The sequence below is a fragment of the Devosia sp. Leaf420 genome (assembly GCF_001425445.1).
Taxonomy (GTDB): domain Bacteria; phylum Pseudomonadota; class Alphaproteobacteria; order Rhizobiales; family Devosiaceae; genus Devosia.
The window spans coordinates 74,848-92,519 of record NZ_LMQU01000013.1; the positions used below are offsets into that span (position 1 = coordinate 74,848).

The following is a 17,672-nucleotide window of genomic DNA, read 5'->3' on the forward strand; positions in this document are numbered from 1 at the left end:
TCTCAGTCAGCTTCGGGAATTTGCATGACGGAGAAGAAGAGACCGAGCTGGCGGATGGCATTGGCGAATCCGTCATAGTCGACAGGCTTGGTGATGTAGACATTGGCACCCAAGTCATAGCAGCGCTGGATCTCGCGCTGGTCGTCGGTGGTCGTCAGGACGACGACAGGAGAGCGCTTGGTGTGCTCGTTGCCTTTGACCTTTTCGAGGATGTCGATGCCGGTCATGTCGGGCAGGTTGAGATCGAGCAGCACCAGGAGCTGCCGGCCCTTGTTGACCGCGCCCGTGCCGTCGGGGCCGAGGAGATAAGCCAGGGCTTCGGTGCCATTGGTGAAGGGCACGATCTGGTTGGCGACACCGGCGCGCCGGATATTCTTTTCGATGAGGCGCGCATGGCCCTCATCGTCTTCGATCATGATGATCGTGACTGGCCGTGCGTCATTCATTGCCGGAAGTCCCCAAATGGCTACGCAGGTCGCGCGGCAGGTTGATGATGAAAGTCGTGCCCTGGCCCAACGTCGAGCGCAGCGTCACGTCGCCGCCAAGGCTTCGCACCATGGTGCGCACATGGGCAAGGCCAATTCCCTCGCCCGGCTGGGTTTGTTTGCCTGAGCGTCTAAACAGTTCGAACACGCGCTCGTGGTCGGTATCGGCAATGCCGCGGCCATTGTCCTCGACTTCGATCTCGACGCGGTTTCCCGGCACATGGCGAGCGCGGATCGTCACCTTGAGCGGACGCTCCGGCTCCTGATATTTTATGGCATTGTCGAGGAGATTGCCGAGTACCTGTTCGAGCGAAAGCCGGTCGGTCATGATTTTGCCGACGCGGATATCGACATCGATCTTGCCCTCGCCCTCGGCCACCTGATGGTGGAGAGCAGCGCTCGAATTTTCGGCGAGCTCGCGGATATCGACCTGTTCGGGCTTGAGCTGGCGGCGGCCCTCGCGGGAAATCTTGAGAATGGCGTTGATGAGGCCATCCATTTTCCGCGTCGCGGCGCGGATGAAGGAGATTGCCTCGGGCAGCTCCTCGGTCGCCGCCTCCTTGGCCTCGGCAAAATAGGGGTCGGTATCGGCCGGCTTGGCTTCCATATAGGTGCGCAGCGAGCCGATGCTGGTCTCGAGTTCGCTCGTAAAGCCCATGATATTGACGAGCGGCGCGCGCAGATCGTGCGTCACGATATAGGCAAAGCGCTGGATCTCTTCATTGGCTTTGCCAAGATCCGATGTGCGTTCGCGCACGCGCTGTTCGAGCCCGGTATTGGCTTCCTGCACTTCGCGCCGTGCTTTGGCGAGTTCGGCAGTGTAGGAAATGACGGCCCAGATGGCGCCTGACACGACCACCAGAATGATGAGCCCGCCGCCGATCGAGACCCAGCGCAAGGCTTCGATCGTGCTGCGTTGATTGGCGACGCCCTCGGTCAGGCGCGCGTCGATGGCTTCGATAAATCCGTCGACAAAGGCGCGGCTGCGATCCATCGCCTCCTTGCCCTCATTGGTATTGATCAGCGCCACCGCGGCGTCGCGATTGCCGCTGCGGGCCTCGGCGATCGTGCGGTTCATTTCGTCGATCTTGAAGGCGACGTCGGTCTTGAGCTGGGCAAATGGCGCCGCGGCTTCGGGGTAGGGCGCCAGAATTTCGCCCAAACGAGCCAATTGCGCATCGACCAGAGGACGGGCCTCTTCAAATGGCTCGAGATAGGTCTCATCAAGCGTGATGATGTAGCCCCGTTGTCCCGTCTCCATGTCTTGCAATTGCGTGCGCAGGTCGACGATGACGCGTCGCGCGATGCGGCCTTCGATGACTTCGTCGAAATACCCTTGCGAGCGCTCGACCAGCCACACATTCGCGCCCACGATCCCGAGCAGGGCGAGAAGCCCGACGAGCAGGAGCACGGCTGTGGACCTGATGAAGGTCTTGCTGGTGATTGGCATAAAAAATTCCGGTGACGCTTTAACCTTCATCGCCCGAATGGGGGGCGAGGGCAATATAGTAGATTAACTCGCGGCCGGTTTCCCTTTGTTCTCCCGCGACATTCGCCATGGGAAACAGAATCTTAAGCGTCGTCGTGCAAGTTTAGCCACTGTTTGCAAGGTCGGTTGCTGCGACCGAAGGTGGAGTTAAGGTCAGTATGGGCAAGCGTAACCTGCCCGAATCCCCGGTACCCGATGCGCCACACGTGCCTGTCCTGTTGGACGAGGTCGTGGCTGCGTTCGCGCCGATGGCTGGCCGCCGTGTCGTCGATGGCACGTTTGGCGCGGGTGGATATTCGCGCGCTCTGCTCCTTGCGGGTGCCGATGTCGTCGCGATCGATCGTGATCCATCGGTCAAAGTTCATGCAGACCGACTCACTGGCGAATTCCCCGGCCGTTTCCAATTCGTGCCCGGGACATTTTCCGAACTCGATACGCTCGCCGCGCCACACGGGCCCATCAATGGCGTCGTACTCGATATCGGCGTCAGCTCCATGCAGCTCGATGAAAGCGAGCGCGGCTTTTCCTTCATGCGCGAGGGGCCGCTCGATATGCGCATGAGCCAGTCGGGTGAAAGCGCTGCCGATCTGGTCAATGGGCTTGAGCAGGACGCGCTTGCCAATCTCCTCTATGCCTTTGGCGAAGAGCGCAAATCGCGCCGCATTGCGCAGTTCATCGTCGCGGCACGCGAGCAGGCGCCGATCACGACGACGCTCGAACTTGCCCGCATCATCGAAAAGGCCATCGGCCGCAAACCGGGCGACGCGCACCCCGCAACGCGCTCGTTCCAAGCGCTCCGCATTGCCGTCAATGGCGAGTTCGACCAGTTGGTCGAAGGGTTGTTTGCCGCCGAACGTCTCCTCGGCGAGGGCGGAATTCTTTCCGTCGTCACCTTCCATTCCCTCGAAGATCGAATCGCGAAGCGCTTTTTTGATCCGGACAAGGGCGGTCCGGCACAGTCCCGTCACCTCCCGCAGGTTCAGCTTGAGCCGCGCCGCTGGGATCCGGTGGCTAAAGCCATCAAGCCCGGATCGGCAGAACTCGATCGCAATCCGCGCGCGCGCTCGTCTGTGTTGCGCAGCGCCGTGCGCACGGATGTCCCGGCGCGCGAAGCATCCTATGACCAGTTGAGCGTTCCGGTCGTGCGAGGTGCCGCATGATCCGGCGCATCAATATTTTCCTCATCTGCACCAGCATCGTCATGCTGGTTGGCGTCTATATGCTCAAATTCTCGATCGAGAGCACGGCAACCGAGCGTACCTCGCTGCAGTCGCATATTTCCGAACAGGAAGATGAGCTGACGGTGCTCAAGGCCGATTGGGCCGTGCTCAACCAACCCGCTTATGTCGAGCCCATCGTGCGCCGCCATCAGGCTGAATTGGCGATCGATCAGGTGAAGCAGGAGCAGTTCGGCTCCTTTGCCGATTTGCCCATGCGCCCCGCCAAGCCCGACACCGCCGCCATGGATGCGCTGTTCCAGGCGATCGACGCCGGCATCGACCCGATCGATGCCATTCTTGAACTGGAAGGGATCGAATGACGATCACGGCTGACGGTCTCCCGCAAACCATTTCTCTCGACGGCGTCCGCAAGGCGCGCGTCAATCTCACCCAGGCGCGCATCCGCTGGATGGTGCTCGCGGTCGTCCTCGGCTTTGCCGCTGTCGGCGGGCGCCTCGTGCAGCTCGGCATGGTCGAGACCGACACGACCATCGAAGGTCAGACCCGCGACGCCATCACGGCGACCCGTCCGCCGATTCTCGATCGCAACGGCCTCGAAATGGCCGTCGATATCCGCGTGCCCTCGCTCTATGCCGAGCCGCGCCGCATCATCGATGTCGAAGAAGCCGTCACCAAGCTGCGCACCGTTCTGCCCGATATCGACGAAAAATGGCTCCGCAATCGCCTCTCCGGCGATCAGGGCTTTGTCTGGATCAAGCGCGAGTTGACGCCAGCCATCGAAGAACAAGTGATGCGCCTCGGCATTCCCGGCGTCGATTTCATCACTGAATCCAAGCGCTTCTATCCAGCGATGAATGAAGCCTCGCACGTTCTGGGATCGACCAATGTCGACAACCAGGGCATTGCCGGCATCGAGCGCGCCATGGACAACGAATCCATCTCGCTGCTGCAGGATCTCGGCCTCGCGCGCGGCAATGCGCTGACCCCGGTCGATCTCAGCATCGACATGCGCGTCCAGCACGTTCTCCACGACCAGTTGGTCGATGCCATGACGCGCTATCAGGCCATCGCTGCGGCTGGCGTCATGATGGATATCTATACCGGCGAGATCATCGCGCTCGCCTCGCTGCCCGATTTCAACCCCAACGATCCCGCCTCGGCGCTCGTCAAGGACACGTTCAATCGCGTAACGTCGGGTATTTTCGAGCCGGGCTCTATCTTCAAGACCGTCACGCTCGCCGGCGCTCTCGATGAAGGCACGGCCAAGATCACCGACGAGTTCGATGCTCGCTACGGCGTCCGCTTCGGCCGCTTCACCATCGACGATTTCCACGGCAAGCACCGCATTCTGACCATGCCGGAGGTGTACAAGTACTCCTCCAATATCGGCACGATCCGCATCATGCAGACCATGGGCAAGGAAAATTACCGCGCTTTCTTAAGCCGCATGAAGTTCGACCAGCGCGTGCAGTTCGAACTGCCCGAAATGCGCGTCCCGAGCGTGCCCAAGGATTTCTCCGAAGTCGGCGCCGCCACCGCGTCCTTCGGCCATGGCCTCTCGGTGTCGCCGCTCCACATGCTCACGGCCTATGCCGCTTTCGTCAACGGCGGCAATTATATCGCGCCGACGCTCTATAAGCGGAGCGTTGCCCAGGCAGAGCCGCTCTATGAGCGCGTCATTCGCCCCGAAACCAGCGCGGAAATCCGCTACCTGATGCGCCTCAACGCCATTTCGTCCGGCGGCTCCGGCTCGCAGATGAACAAGGCCGCGCTTGGCTATCGTGTCGGCGGCAAGACCGGTACGGCTGAAAAGGTCGTCGATGGCCGCTACTCGTCCAACAAGGTGACCAACTTCTTCGCCTCGGCGTTCCCGCTCGATAATCCGCGCTATGCCATGGTCATCATGGTGGATGAACCCAAGGCGGAAAATCCGCAGTCGGGTACCACGGCCGGCTGGAATGCCGGCTCGCTGACCGGCCGCGTGGTGCAGCGCGTTGCGCCAATGCTCGGCGTCGCCCCCGATTTCTCGCAAGTGCTCGACCAGTCGATCGTCCCGCCAGAAGTGCGGCGGATCTTTCCAGAAGGATATTAAGCCGTGTCTATCAGCGTCTCTCAACTGCTCGAAGGTTCGGGCGCTCGCCCCAAAAAGGGCCTGGGCACCGTCTTCGGCCTGAATTCTGATAGCCGCCGGATCGAGCCGGGCGATATCTTCTTTGCGCTGCCGGGCCATAAGGTTCATGGCAATGAATTCATCGCCGACGCCGTCCATCGCGGCGCTCTGGCCATCGTCACCGACATCATGCCGGTGGGCGATCCGGGCGTGCCCGTCGTCGTCGTCAAGGATGTGCGCGCCTCCTATGCCCGCGCCGCCTCGCGCGTCTTCGAGCCGCAGCCCGAAATTTCGGTCGCCGTCACCGGCACCAATGGCAAGACCTCGGTCGCCTCGTTCGTGCGCCAGATCTGGGACCATTCCGGCGTTCCCGGCGCCAGCGTCGGCACGCTCGGCGTCCAGACCGCGACACGCACCATCGAAGGCGCGCTGACGACGCCCGATTCCCGCACGCTGCACCAGGCCCTCCGCGCTCTCCGCGCCCAGGGCGTCGATCACGTCGCCGTCGAAGCCTCGAGCCATGGCCTTGATCAGCGCCGTCTCGATGGCATCCATTTCGAAGCCGTCGCCTTCACCAATCTCAGCCGCGACCACCTCGACTATCACAAGGATATGGACGAGTACCGCAACGCCAAGCTGCGGCTCTTTTCCGATCTCCTGGTCGATGGCGGCGCTGCCATCGTCAATGTCGATGATCCCGAATACGAACCATTCATGTTCGCCGCGCTGTCGAGCAACGCGACGCTGCTGACGGTCGGGCGAGAGGGGGCCTATATCGAGATCATGTCGATTAAGCCCGAGGGCTATGGTCAGCGCGTGCAGATCCGGCACATCGGCGAACTCGTCGATTTCCATCTCAATATCCCGGGCGAATTCCAGGTCTCTAACGCCCTGATCGCTGCGGCCCTCGCAATGTCCTCGGGTGTCGATAAGGCCGATGCCTTTGCTGCCTTGCCCAAGCTCGTTGGTGCCGTCGGCCGGCTCGAACTGGTCGCCGAGCATAATGGTGCGGCGATCTTCATCGACTATTCGCACAAGCCAGAGGCCCTGCGCACTGCGCTCAATTCGCTGCGCCCATATGTCAAAGGCAAGCTGCGTGTCGTCTTCGGCTGCGGCGGCGATCGCGACAAGGGCAAGCGCCCGCAAATGGGTGCCATCGCCAGCGAACTCGCCGATGAGGTTATCGTCACCGACGACAATCCGCGCACCGAAGACGCCGCCTCGATCCGCAAGCAGATCCTCGCCGAAGCCAAGGGCGCCAAAGAAATCGCCGACCGCAAGAAGGCGATCGAAACGGCGGTAAAATCGCTCCAAAAGGGCGATGTGCTGCTGGTCGCCGGCAAGGGGCACGAAACCTACCAGATCATCGGCACAACCAAGCACCATTTCTCGGACCACGAAGTCGTGGCCGAGGCGGTCAAAGGCTGAGGTACTCTTGCTCGACGTCGTTCCCGCGAGAGCGGGAATCTCTTGCTGAAGACAAGATTCCCGCTTTCGCGGGAATGACGCAGCGCGTAGTGAACAGGTCTGAAGCGTGCCCAGAAATGGTCACCACAACGGGATGTCACCCCGGCGAAAGCCGGGGCCCATCTTGAGATCTCAGGATGGATCCCCGCCTGCGCGGGGATGACAGCCGGAGGCAGGCCCTGGTGTTCGAGACGAACACGCCAACGCGGAAACCGTCATGACCCAACCCCTCTTCACCCTCGACGCCATTCTCGCCGCCACCAATGGCCGCGCCGAATCCGTCAGCGCAAAGTCCATCGATTCGATAACCATCGATTCCCGCGAAATCGGCCCCGATGCGCTCTTCGTCGCCATCAAAGGTGACCGCTTCGACGGCCATGATTTCGTCGATACGGCACTCGCCAATGGCGCCGTCGCCGCGCTGGTCAGCCGCGGCGATGGGGCAGGGCGCATCCATGTCGGCGACCCGCTCGATGGCCTCGTCGATCTTGCCCGCGCCGCCCGCGCCCGCAGCCGTGCGCTGATCGTCGGCGTCACCGGTAGTGTCGGCAAGACCACCACTAAGGAAGCGCTGCGCATGGTCTTCGAGGCAGCGGGCCAGACCCATGCCTCGATCAAGAGTTTCAACAATCACTGGGGTGTGCCGCTGATGCTGGCGCGCATGTCGGAAGCCACGCAGTTCGGCGTCTTCGAAATGGGCATGAACGCGCCGGACGAAATCCGGTCGCTCAGCCAGCTCGTCCGCCCCCACATCGCCGTCATCACAACCGTCGCCGCCGCCCATCTCGAAAAGCTCGGCAGCCTCGAAGCCATTGCCCGCGCCAAGGCGGAAATCTTTGAAGGCCTCGAACCCGGCGGCACCGCCGTCATCAATGCCGACCATCCGCAGATTGGCCTGCTCATCGACGCGGCAAAAGCCGCTGGCGTTGGACGGATCGTCACCTTCGGCTTTTCGCGCGGCGTCGATTGGCAGATCCTGGAGGCGGAAACCGCGGGCGACCGCAGCTTTGCCACCGTCGTCAACGGCAATGAACGCTATGCCCTCGCCATTGGCGTCGCCGGGCGGCACATGTTGAGCAATGCCACCGCAGCTCTCGCCGTCGCGACGCTTGCCGGCGTCGATCCCGCCATTGCGCTCAAGGCGCTCGCCGGTTTCGGTCCACAGCCGGGCCGCGGCCAGCGTATTCTTCTCGGCAATCCAGAAAAGCCGCTGCTGCTGATCGACGAAAGCTATAACGCCAATACCGCATCCATCATGGCGGCGCTCGATGTGTTCGGCACGGTCTCTGCGCCCGGCGGCAAGAAGGTCGTCGTCCTCGGCGACATGCTCGAACTTGGCGAAGCGGGGCCATCGCTTCATGCCGGTCTTGCCCAATCCGTCGTCGCAGCCCAGCCCGATGCGGTCTATCTTGTGGGCGCAAACATGGCACATCTCGCCGATGCACTGCCGCAACAGATTTTTTCCCGGCATTTCACAGGGGTCGACGCGGCAACGCCCGAGCTGCTCGCCACCCTTGCCTATGGGGACGCAGTTATGGTCAAAGGGTCGAACGGTGTCGGGCTGTCGCGCCTCGTCGCCGCGGTCAAGGACACGTTCCAACAGCGCTAAGACGCCTCAAGTAGGACATCAAGAACAGCATGCTCTATTTTCTCGGCCAGCTGGGTGACACCCTCGCCGCGTTCAACGTGTTCCGGTACATCACCTTCCGCACTGCGGGGGCGGTGATTACGGCGCTGTTCTTCGTTTTCATGTTTGGTCCCGGCATGATCGCGCTTCTGCGCCTCAAGCAGGGCCGCGGCCAGCCGATCCGCGAGGATGGTCCCCAGGGCCATCTGCTGACCAAAAAAGGCACGCCCACCATGGGCGGCCTGATGATCCTTTCGGGCGCCGTCATCTCGACGCTGCTCTGGTCGAACCTTTCCAATGGCTATGTCTGGGTGGTGCTTTTCGTCACCATCGGCTTCGGCGCCATCGGCTTTTACGATGACTATCTCAAGGTCAAGCGGATGAGCCACAAGGGCTTTGGCTCGCGCCAGCGCCTGCTCCTCGAAGCCGCCATCGGCTGCATCGCGGCCTTCGCCATTTCTCAGCTCGCCTCGGGCGCCTATGGCACCTCGCTGCAGTTTCCGTTTGTCAAAGACCTCGCGATAAACCTTGGATATTTCTACATTTTGTTCGGCGGCTTCGTCATGGTCGCAGCCGGCAATTCGGTGAATCTCACGGACGGTCTCGATGGTCTCGCCATCGTCCCGGTCATGGTCGCTGCGGCCTGCTTCGGCTTCATCGCCTACCTCGTCGGTTCGCAAAACTACGCCGATTATCTCTTCCTCAATCCCGTCCCCGGCACGGCCGAACTTGCCGTCGTCTGCGGTGCCCTCATTGGTGCTGGTCTCGGTTTCCTCTGGTTCAACGCGCCACCGGCCCAGATTTTCATGGGCGATACCGGTTCACTCGCCCTCGGCGGCGCGCTCGGCACCATCGCCGTCGCCACCAAGCATGAAATCGTCCTCGCCATCATCGGCGGCCTCTTCGTGCTCGAAGCCGTCTCGGTCATCGTGCAGGTGACCTCATTCCGATTGACCGGCAAGCGCGTCTTCCGCATGGCGCCCATCCACCACCATTTCGAGCATCTGGGCTGGACTGAGAGCCAGGTCGTCATCCGGTTCTGGATCATTTCCTTTGTCCTCGCACTGATTGGCCTCTCGAGCCTCAAGCTGCGCTGAGCCGTTCTCTCTCCCCGCGTCATTCCCGCGAAAGCGGGAATCTCCCTATCGGTGCAATGGGATTCCCGCTTTCGCGGGAATGACACCGAGGTTCGGAAGGCTTTTGGCTGCCCGGGGCGAAAGACCCATCACGCCTCAGTGATCGCCAAATCCCTCCACCCGCTGAAACTTCCGCCTCCTCCTCCCGTATCTCCTCGTGACGATAGCAATCGTCCCCCCATTGCTCACGGGGCCCGGCGTGCATTCCGCGCGTCTCGGCCGTGTCCTAACGAGGAGACCTCAATTGCCTGCTACCGCCCGCATTTCCCTTGTCGCCGCCCTTGCACTTGCAACGTCCGGCCTCGCTCTCGGCGCCGCTCAGGCCGCCACGGCCATCGCGCTTGTCGATGGCACCAAGCTCGTGACTTTCGACACCGAAACCCGCGCCGTCAGCGCCACGGTTGACGTGACGGGCGCCGATGGCCTCGCCGGCATCGACCAGCGTCCAGCCGATAAACTGCTCTATGGCGTCACGCTTGCCGGTGAGGTCGTCACGATCGATCCAGCAACCGGCGCTGCAACCGCCAAGTCGAGGCTTTCCGAAAAGCTCCCGAGCTATGAAGGCGCGATTGTCGACTTCAACCCGATGGCCGATCGTCTCCGCCTGATGGGCACCGATGGCACCAATCATCGCGTCAATGTCGATGATGGCGCCGTGACCGTCGATGGTTCGCTCGCCTTTGAAGAAGGCGACATGCATGCCGGCGAAACCCCGGCCATCGTCGCAGCGGCTTACACCAACTCGTTCGGCAAGCCCGAAGCGACGGCCATGTACGACATCGATGCGACCATCGTCGCGCTGATCCAGCAGACCAAGCCAAATGACGGCACGCTCGCGGCCATTGGCAAGCTTGGTGTGGATGGCGGCTCCTCCTACGCGTTCGATATTCACGCAACGGAAGACCTGACCAACACGGCTTATCTCGTCATCGGCAGCACGCTCTACACAGTTGATCTCGAGACCGGCGCTGCCACCGAGCAGGGCGCCATTGAAGGCGTAGACGGCACCATTTCCGATATCGCCGTCTGGAACTGATCTTGCCGTATGGAGGGCTGGGCCTCCCGACAGTCCTCCACTGGCTTGTAAGAGAGGCGACCTACGGGTCGCCTCTTTCACATTGAGCACTATGACTCGCAAAACGCGAGACCCTTACCAAATCGGTAACCACCAGCCGGTACAGTTCGATTCAATCTGTATCGAGTACGTGGCCCCAGCCGATGATGTTTTCCCGTGCTGAAAAGACGCCTCTGGCCGAGTGGTGGTGGTCGATCGACCGCGAATTGCTCAGCGGGCTGATCCTTCTCCTCATCTGTGGCCTCGTATTGAGCCTGGCGGCGAGCCCGCCGGTGGCCGAGCGCATCGGCCTCAACGAGTGGCACTTCGTCATTCGCCACGCCATGTTCTGCGGGCTCGCCGTGCCCGTCATGCTCGCGACATCGCTGCTCACCCATCGTCAGGCGCGCTTTGCCGCCCTCGGTACATTGATCGTCATGACGCTGCTGCTGTACGCGACCCTGCGCTTCGGTACGGAAGTGAAGGGCGCCCGGCGTTGGGTGACCTTTGTCGGCCAATCGGTGCAGCCATCCGAATTCGTCAAGCCGGCCTTTGCCATTATCGGCGCCTGGCTCTTTTCCGAATATATGATCCATCGCAACGTGCCCGGGCGCCTCATCGCGACCGCGATCATGCTCATCATCGTCTGCGGCCTGCTGTTGCAGCCCGATATCGGCCAGACAGCGCTGATCCTCGCCACCTGGGCCGTCCTGCTGTTCCTCTCGGGCATTTCCTGGTGGATCATCTTTGGCCTCGCCGGTGCGGCCGGTGGCTTGCTCTTCGGCGCCTATCTCTTCTTCCCGCACTTCGCGCGCCGTATCGATACCTTCCTCAACCCCGAGGGCGGCGGCAATACCTATCAGATCGACCGCGCGCTGCAGTCGGTCGCCGAAGGCGGCTGGTTCGGTCGCGGCCCGGGTGAGTCGATCGCCAAGAAACTCATTCCCGACGCTCACGCTGACTATGTCTTCTCCGCCGCTGCAGGCGAATATGGCATCTTGTTCTGCATGGCGCTGGTCGGGCTTATCTGCTTCATCGTGCTTCGCGCCATGATGGGTGCGCAGCGCCAGCAGAGCCTTTTTGCCCGCCTTGCTGCGTCCACACTCGCCATCCAGTTTGCCATGCAGTCGGGCATCAACCTGTCGGTGAATCTCAATCTGATTCCCCCCAAGGGCATGACCCTGCCTTTCGTGTCTTATGGCGGCACCTCCATGCTCGCCGTTGCCTTCGGCATGGGGTTGATGCTGGCCATGACGAGAACCAAACCCGAGGAGCGCATGACCACAGGCCTTCCATCTTTCCGCAGCGCCGTGGTCGCGCCAGCCGAATGAAAACCTTCGTCCTTATGGCCGGCGGCACCGGGGGGCATCTCTTCCCGGCCATGGCCCTCGCTCAGGAATTGCTGCGCCGCGGCCATGTCGTCGAGCTGATGACCGATCATCGTGTCGAAGGCTATGGCCAGGATTTTCCCGCGCGGAAAATCCACATGGTCCCTTCGGCCACGCCGAGCCTGTCCAACCCGATCAAGTTCGCCGGCGCCAGTTTTACCATCGCCCGCGGCGTCGCCAAATCCTTCGGCATTCTGCGCGCGCTGAAGCCCGACGCTGTCATCGGCTTTGGCGGCTATCCCACCTTTCCGCCCTTCATCGCGGCGAGCCTCTTGAGCGTGCCAGGCATTCTTCACGAGCAGAACGCCGTCATGGGCCGCGCCAATCGCGCTCTCAGCCGCTTCGCCGATATCCTGGCCCTCAGCTTTGCCCAGACGCGCTTTGCCGACGATCAGGGCATCGACAAGGTGCTGACCGGCAATCCCGTGCGCGATCGCGTCCGCGCCATCGCCGCCAAACCCTATCCGCCCCTGTCCGTCACGGACCCGATCAATCTCGTCGTCTTCGGCGGCAGCCAGGGCGCCCGCGCGCTCTCCGATATCGTTCCCGACGCCATCGCTCTGCTGCCCGATGCCATCCGGTCGCGCCTGCGTCTCGTGCAGCAGTGCCGGCAGGAAGATCTCGACCGCGTCACCAAGATTTATCGCCAGTCGCGTGTCAGCGTCGAACTCGCGCCGTTCTTCACCGATCTGCCCGAGCGCATCGCGCAAAGCCATCTGGTCATCGGCCGCTCCGGCGCCTCGACCATTGCCGAACTCACGGTCATTGGCCGCCCCTCGATCCTCATTCCGCTGCCCGGATCGCTCGATGCCGACCAGAAGAACAATGCTCTTGTGGTCGAATCGGGTGGAGCGGGCTGGGTGATGGAACAGGCCGCGCTTTCGCCGCAATCGCTTGCCACTCGCCTCACGGATCTATTCAACGATCCAACCCAACTCATCGAAGCCGCCCAGGCCGCACAAGGCCTCGGGCAGCCGCGCGCCGTCGAGAAGCTGGCAGACCTTGCCGAAAGCCTCGCCGGTCAAGGCACCAGCACATTGGAATCCGCCTCATGAAAATGCCCCGCAATATCGGCCCGGTCCACTTCATCGGCATCGGCGGCATCGGCATGAGCGGCATTGCCGAAATCCTGCATAACCAGGGCTACACCGTCCAGGGCTCCGACGCTTCGCTCAACCCGAACGTCCAGCGCCTCCGCGACATGGGCATCAAGGTCGAGATCGGCCAGAACGGCGATAATCTCGGCAAGGCCGAAGTCGTCGTCGTCTCCTCGGCGATCAAGAAGGATAATCCCGAGCTCGTCGCCGCGCGCGCCAAGGCGCTGCCCATCGTGCGCCGCGCTGAAATGCTCGCCGAGATCATGCGCTTCAAGACCGCCATCGCCATCGGCGGCACCCATGGCAAGACAACCACGACTACGCTGGTCGCGACGCTCCTTGACGCCGGCAATCTCGATCCCACCGTCATCAATGGCGGCATCATCAATGCCTATGGCACCAATGCGCGCCTCGGGGCAGGGGAATGGATGGTGGTCGAAGCCGACGAATCGGACGGCACCTTCATCAAGCTGCCTGCGGACGTCGCCATCGTCACCAATATCGATCCCGAGCATCTCGACCATTATGGCGACTTCGAAGGCGTAAAGCGCGCCTTCCACCAGTTCGTCGAAAACGTGCCGTTCTACGGCTTTGCCGTGATGTGCTTGGATCATCCGGTCGTGCAGTCGCTGGTCGGCGAAATCCGCGATCGCCGCGTCATCACCTATGGGCAAAACCCGCAGGCCGATGTGCGTCTGATCGATCTCGAGAATCGCGACGGCGTGCAGCATTTCTCCGTCGAAATCCGCGACCGCATCCGCCAGACCCAGCTTCGTATCGATGGGCTCGAAATGCCCATGCCCGGCATCCACAACGCGCTCAACGCCACGGCCGCCATCGCCGTCGCTGATCAGCTCCACGTCCCCGCCGAAGCCATCCGCAAGGGCCTCAAGGGCTTTACTGGCGTCAAGCGCCGCTTCACCAAGACTGGCGAAGTCGGCGGCGTCACCGTCATCGACGATTATGGCCATCACCCGGTCGAAATCGCTGCCGTCCTCAGCGCTGCGCGCCAGTCGGCCCGCCGCGATGTCGTCGCCGTCGTGCAGCCCCACCGCTATAGCCGCGTCAATGACCTCTTCGACGATTTCGCTGCCTGCTTCAACGATGCCGACACCGTCATCGTCGCCCCCATCTATGCCGCGGGCGAACAGCCCATCCTCGGCGTCACCCACGAAGAACTGGTCAACCGCATCCGCAACCGCGGCCACCGCGACGCCCGCGTCATCGACCGCCCCGAAGCGCTTGCGCCACTCCTGGCCTCGCGGGTCGCGGACGGCGATTACGTCGTCTGTCTCGGGGCCGGCAATATCACCCAATGGGCCGCAGCGCTGCCGGGTGAACTGGAAGCGTTGATGGGGGAAAAGGCCGAGTGAGCTCAGGCAATTCCCCACTCCCAGCCTCCCCCACAAGGGGGGAGGTGCCGCATCCAGTCTTTGGCACGTTCTGCTCTCCAACTCCGTCCCTGCACCTCCCCCCTGATGGGGGAGGTCGGGAGGGGGTGATCCCCACGCTCAATCCCACCGGAGCCACCCCATGACCAAGCATGTCGCCGTTCTCATGGGCGGTTGGAATAACGAACGCCCCGTCTCCCTCATGACTGGCGCCGGCTGCGCTGCCGCGCTTCGCCGCGCCGGCTATCAGGTCACCGAGGTCGATGTCGGCCGCGACGTCGCCGAAGTTCTCGCGGCCCTCAAGCCCGATGTGGCCTTCAACGCCCTTCACGGCCCCTTCGGCGAGGGCGGCTATATCCAGGGCGTGCTCGAACTCCTCCAGATCCCCTACACCCATTCGGGCGTCCTCGCTTCGGCGCTTGCCATGAACAAGCACCAGGCCAAGATCCTCTTCAAGGCCGCGGGCATTCCGGTCACCGACCACACCGTCGCGACGCGTGGCGATATCGCGCGCAGCCACATCATGGCGCCGCCCTATGTGGTCAAACCCATCGCCGATGGGTCGAGCTTCGGCGTCTTCGTCGTCAAGGGCGATGCCAGCCACCCACCGCAGGAAATCCTCCGCGAGGATTGGAATGGCGGCGAAGAACTGATGGTCGAGCGCTTCATTCCCGGCCGGGAATTGACCTGCGCCGTCATGGGCAATGTTGCCCTTGGCGTCACCGAAATCGTCACCGACCTGACCTTTTTCAACTACGAAGCCAAGTACAGCCAGGGTGGCGCGCGCCACATCTTACCTGCTCAGTTGAAACCGAAAATTTACGACAAAGTGCAACAATTCAGTCTAGCCGCCCATGCGGCTCTCGGCTGCCGAGGTCTGACGCGGTGTGATTTCCGCTACAATGACGCGGCAGGTGAGGATGGCGAACTGGTGCTCCTCGAAATCAACACCCAGCCGGGTATGACCGAGGTGTCGCTAGCCCCGGAACAAGCTGCCCATGCGGGCCACTCTTATGAAGAGTTGTGCGCCTGGCTGGTGGAGGATGCGAGTTGCAACAGGTAAAGAGCGAGGCCTTTTTCGCCGGGGCCCGTCCCGTCGATCCCCGCACACTTCCTGTCCCCGCACGGCGCTCGCCGCTGCAGCGGGTGAGCAATCGCTTCAATCGTGCCCTCGTGCTGCATGGCACGGGGCTTCGCCGCACCGGCATGGTGCTCGCGCTGATGGTTGCCGCAACGGCGATCTATCAGGTGCGCGACCATATCGGCCTTGGCGTCACTTCCCTCGGCTCCCTTGCTCAGGTGCAGTTTGCAGAAGCCGGCCTATCGGTGGGCAAGATTGCCATTTCCGGCCAGACGCTGACGTCCGAACAGGCGATCTTTGATTCCCTCGGCATTATGCCCGACACATCCACCTTGGCCTTCGATGTCGAAAGCGCACGGTCGCGCATCGCCGAATTGCCAGCCATCGATACTGTCACGGTCCGCAAGACCTATCCCGCCGACGTCTCCGTCGTCGTGACCGAGAAAACCCCGGTCGCGCGCTGGCGCGTCGATGGGGTCACTTTCGTCATTGATGCTGGCGGCGAGCAGATCGGCGAAGATGGCGGCGCCTATGGCGACCTGCCGCTCGTCATCGGTGATGGCGCGGCCGACGATGCGCTCGTGATGATCCGCGCGCTCGACCATTATCCCCAATTGCAGAATGGCTTGGTTGCGCTGTCGCGCATTGCCGATCGCCGCTGGGACATGATCTACCAAACCGGATTGCGCATCCAATTGCCGGAGCAGGGCGTGGCTCAGGCACTTGGTAAGCTGTCCAATTATCAAGCCGAATACCAATTGTTGGATCGCGACCTCACCGTAATCGACCTACGCGTCGATTCCGTCGTGGCCGTGCGGCCGACCAAACGTGAAGACGCCGAACCATCATGATGACCGATGCGATGACATCACGGCTCCGCGCCGTTCAGCCCGGCAAGACCACCCTCGTGGCCGTGCTTGATATTGGCTCGACCAAGATCTGCTGTGTCATCGCGCGTCTCATCCCGCGTGCCGAGGGCAAGGCCCTGCGTGGCCGTTCGCACCGCGCCGAAGTGATCGGCTTTGGTTACGGACCGTCCTCGGGCGTCAAGAGCGGCGTCGTTACCGATATCGAAAAAGCCGAGCACGCCATCCGCAATGTCGTCGGCATGGCAGAGCGCGCCGCGGGGCTGACGCTTGAGTCGGTTCTCGTCAACGTCACCGCGGGCCGTCTCGGCTCTGAAACCTTCTCCGCCGCCGTCTCGCTCGATGGCCAGGAAGTCGAAAAGACCGACATCGTCCGCGTCTTGAAAGCCGTTAATTCCCGCTCGGTTCGTCCCGAGCGCTCCATCATTCACGCGTTGCCGATCGGGTACGCGCTCGATGGCCAGAAGGGCATTCGCGATCCCAAGGGCATGGTCGGGGAAAAGCTAGGTGTCGATGTTGCCGTGGTCTCGGCGGAAACCCTCGCCATGCGCAATCTCGAACTGGTGCTGCATCGCTGCCACCTGCAGATCGAAGCGCTTGTTGCCACGCCCTATGCCTCGGGTCTTGCGAGCCTTGTCGATGATGAAGCCCAGCTCGGCGTCGCCTGCCTCGATTTCGGTGGCGCCACCACCACCGTTTCCGTCTTTAACGACGGACACCTCGTCTATGCCGACGCCATCGCCATCGGCGGCCATCACCTGACCCTCGATATCGCGCGCCAGCTCTCCGTCAGCGTCGCCGATGCCGAGCGCCTCAAGACGCTTTATGGCTCCGTGCTGCCCGGTCAGGCCGACGAGCGCGACATGATCGCGATCCAGCCCGTCGGCGCCGCGCTCGACGAAGCGCCGGGGCAGGTGGCCCGCTCGGTCCTCACCCGTATCATGCGCCCGCGCATCGAAGAGATTCTTACCGCTATCCGCGATCGCATGCAGGCTACCGGGATGATGGACGTCTGCGGTCGCCGTTTCGTTCTCACGGGCGGTGGCAGCGAGCTCACCGGCCTGCCTGAAGTCGCTCGCCGAACCTTGGCGCGCAATGTCCGCAATGGCCGCCCCATGGGCATTGCTGGCCTCCCCGAAATCGCGAAGAGCGCGGCCTTCTCGACCGTTGCCGGCATGCTGGTTTATCCGCAGGTCTGCGCCCAAGAATATACCGAGCCCCGCAGCACCCGTAAGCTCACCGGTACCGATGGCTACATCGCCCGGGTCGGCAATTGGCTGCGTTCGAGCTTTTAATCTCG

Annotated in this window: 15 protein-coding genes; 13 read left to right on the top strand and 2 right to left on the bottom strand. The window is 62.4% G+C overall.

All coding sequences use genetic code 11. From position 1 onward, the window contains the following. Positions 1-2 precede the first annotated feature (2 nt). Complete coding sequence (locus tag ASG47_RS16270; RefSeq protein WP_061910967.1) at positions 3-446, bottom strand: response regulator; 444 nt, start codon at positions 444-446, stop codon at positions 3-5. After that, the gene (locus ASG47_RS16275) at positions 439-1,935 is read right to left on the bottom strand and encodes a sensor histidine kinase (protein WP_061910969.1); all 1,497 of its coding nucleotides are present in this window, start codon (positions 1,933-1,935) and stop codon (positions 439-441) included. Before ASG47_RS16275 ends, ASG47_RS16270 begins: the two co-directional genes overlap by 8 nt. Positions 1,936-2,132: 197 nt before the next feature. Here ASG47_RS16275 and rsmH point away from each other — a divergent pair, with 197 nt between their 5' ends. The 13 genes from rsmH (at position 2,133) to ftsA (ending at position 17,667) form a co-directional block, all read left to right on the top strand. Continuing rightward, positions 2,133-3,134 (top strand): 16S rRNA (cytosine(1402)-N(4))-methyltransferase RsmH, encoded by a 1,002-nt coding sequence (gene rsmH, locus ASG47_RS16280; protein ID WP_061910971.1) that lies wholly within the window; start codon positions 2,133-2,135, stop codon positions 3,132-3,134. Next, positions 3,131-3,514 (top strand): hypothetical protein, encoded by a 384-nt coding sequence (locus ASG47_RS16285; protein ID WP_061910973.1) that lies wholly within the window; start codon positions 3,131-3,133, stop codon positions 3,512-3,514. The genes rsmH and ASG47_RS16285 overlap by 4 nt, the downstream gene beginning before the upstream one ends. Further along, entirely contained in the window at positions 3,511-5,247 is a 1,737-nt protein-coding gene (locus ASG47_RS16290) for a peptidoglycan D,D-transpeptidase FtsI family protein (protein ID WP_061910975.1), read from the top strand. Before ASG47_RS16285 ends, ASG47_RS16290 begins: the two co-directional genes overlap by 4 nt. A 3-nt stretch (positions 5,248-5,250) precedes the next feature. After that, positions 5,251-6,693, top strand: coding sequence for a UDP-N-acetylmuramoyl-L-alanyl-D-glutamate--2,6-diaminopimelate ligase (locus tag ASG47_RS16295; RefSeq protein ID WP_244484235.1), 1,443 nt, complete (start codon positions 5,251-5,253; stop codon positions 6,691-6,693). A gap of 256 nt (positions 6,694-6,949) precedes the next feature. Continuing rightward, positions 6,950-8,341, top strand: a complete 1,392-nt coding sequence (locus ASG47_RS16300) for a UDP-N-acetylmuramoyl-tripeptide--D-alanyl-D-alanine ligase (RefSeq protein WP_061910976.1) — start codon at positions 6,950-6,952, stop codon at positions 8,339-8,341. Positions 8,342-8,370: 29 nt separating this feature from the next. Further along, on the top strand, positions 8,371-9,456 hold the full coding sequence (gene mraY, locus ASG47_RS16305) for a phospho-N-acetylmuramoyl-pentapeptide-transferase (RefSeq protein WP_061910978.1): 1,086 nt from the start codon (positions 8,371-8,373) through the stop codon (positions 9,454-9,456). A 283-nt stretch (positions 9,457-9,739) separates the two neighbouring features. Beyond that, entirely contained in the window at positions 9,740-10,531 is a 792-nt protein-coding gene (locus ASG47_RS16310) for a DUF4394 domain-containing protein (RefSeq protein WP_244487122.1), read from the top strand. A gap of 185 nt (positions 10,532-10,716) precedes the next feature. Further along, positions 10,717-11,880: an FtsW/RodA/SpoVE family cell cycle protein gene (locus tag ASG47_RS16315; protein WP_061911600.1), complete on the top strand. Its 1,164-nt coding sequence runs from the start codon at positions 10,717-10,719 to the stop codon at positions 11,878-11,880. After that, positions 11,877-12,992, top strand: a complete 1,116-nt coding sequence (murG, locus tag ASG47_RS16320) for an undecaprenyldiphospho-muramoylpentapeptide beta-N-acetylglucosaminyltransferase (RefSeq protein WP_061910980.1) — start codon at positions 11,877-11,879, stop codon at positions 12,990-12,992. The genes ASG47_RS16315 and murG overlap by 4 nt, the downstream gene beginning before the upstream one ends. After that, entirely contained in the window at positions 12,989-14,407 is a 1,419-nt protein-coding gene (gene murC, locus ASG47_RS16325) for a UDP-N-acetylmuramate--L-alanine ligase (RefSeq protein ID WP_061910982.1), read from the top strand. Before murG ends, murC begins: the two co-directional genes overlap by 4 nt. A 160-nt stretch (positions 14,408-14,567) precedes the next feature. Next, a complete protein-coding gene (locus ASG47_RS16330) occupies positions 14,568-15,488 on the top strand; it encodes a D-alanine--D-alanine ligase (RefSeq protein ID WP_061910984.1) in 921 nt (306 codons plus the stop codon). Continuing rightward, on the top strand, positions 15,476-16,357 hold the full coding sequence (locus ASG47_RS16335) for a cell division protein FtsQ/DivIB (protein WP_061910986.1): 882 nt from the start codon (positions 15,476-15,478) through the stop codon (positions 16,355-16,357). The genes ASG47_RS16330 and ASG47_RS16335 overlap by 13 nt, the downstream gene beginning before the upstream one ends. After that, on the top strand, positions 16,354-17,667 hold the full coding sequence (ftsA, locus tag ASG47_RS16340; protein WP_082511796.1) for a cell division protein FtsA: 1,314 nt from the start codon (positions 16,354-16,356) through the stop codon (positions 17,665-17,667). Before ASG47_RS16335 ends, ftsA begins: the two co-directional genes overlap by 4 nt. Positions 17,668-17,672 lie beyond the last annotated feature (5 nt).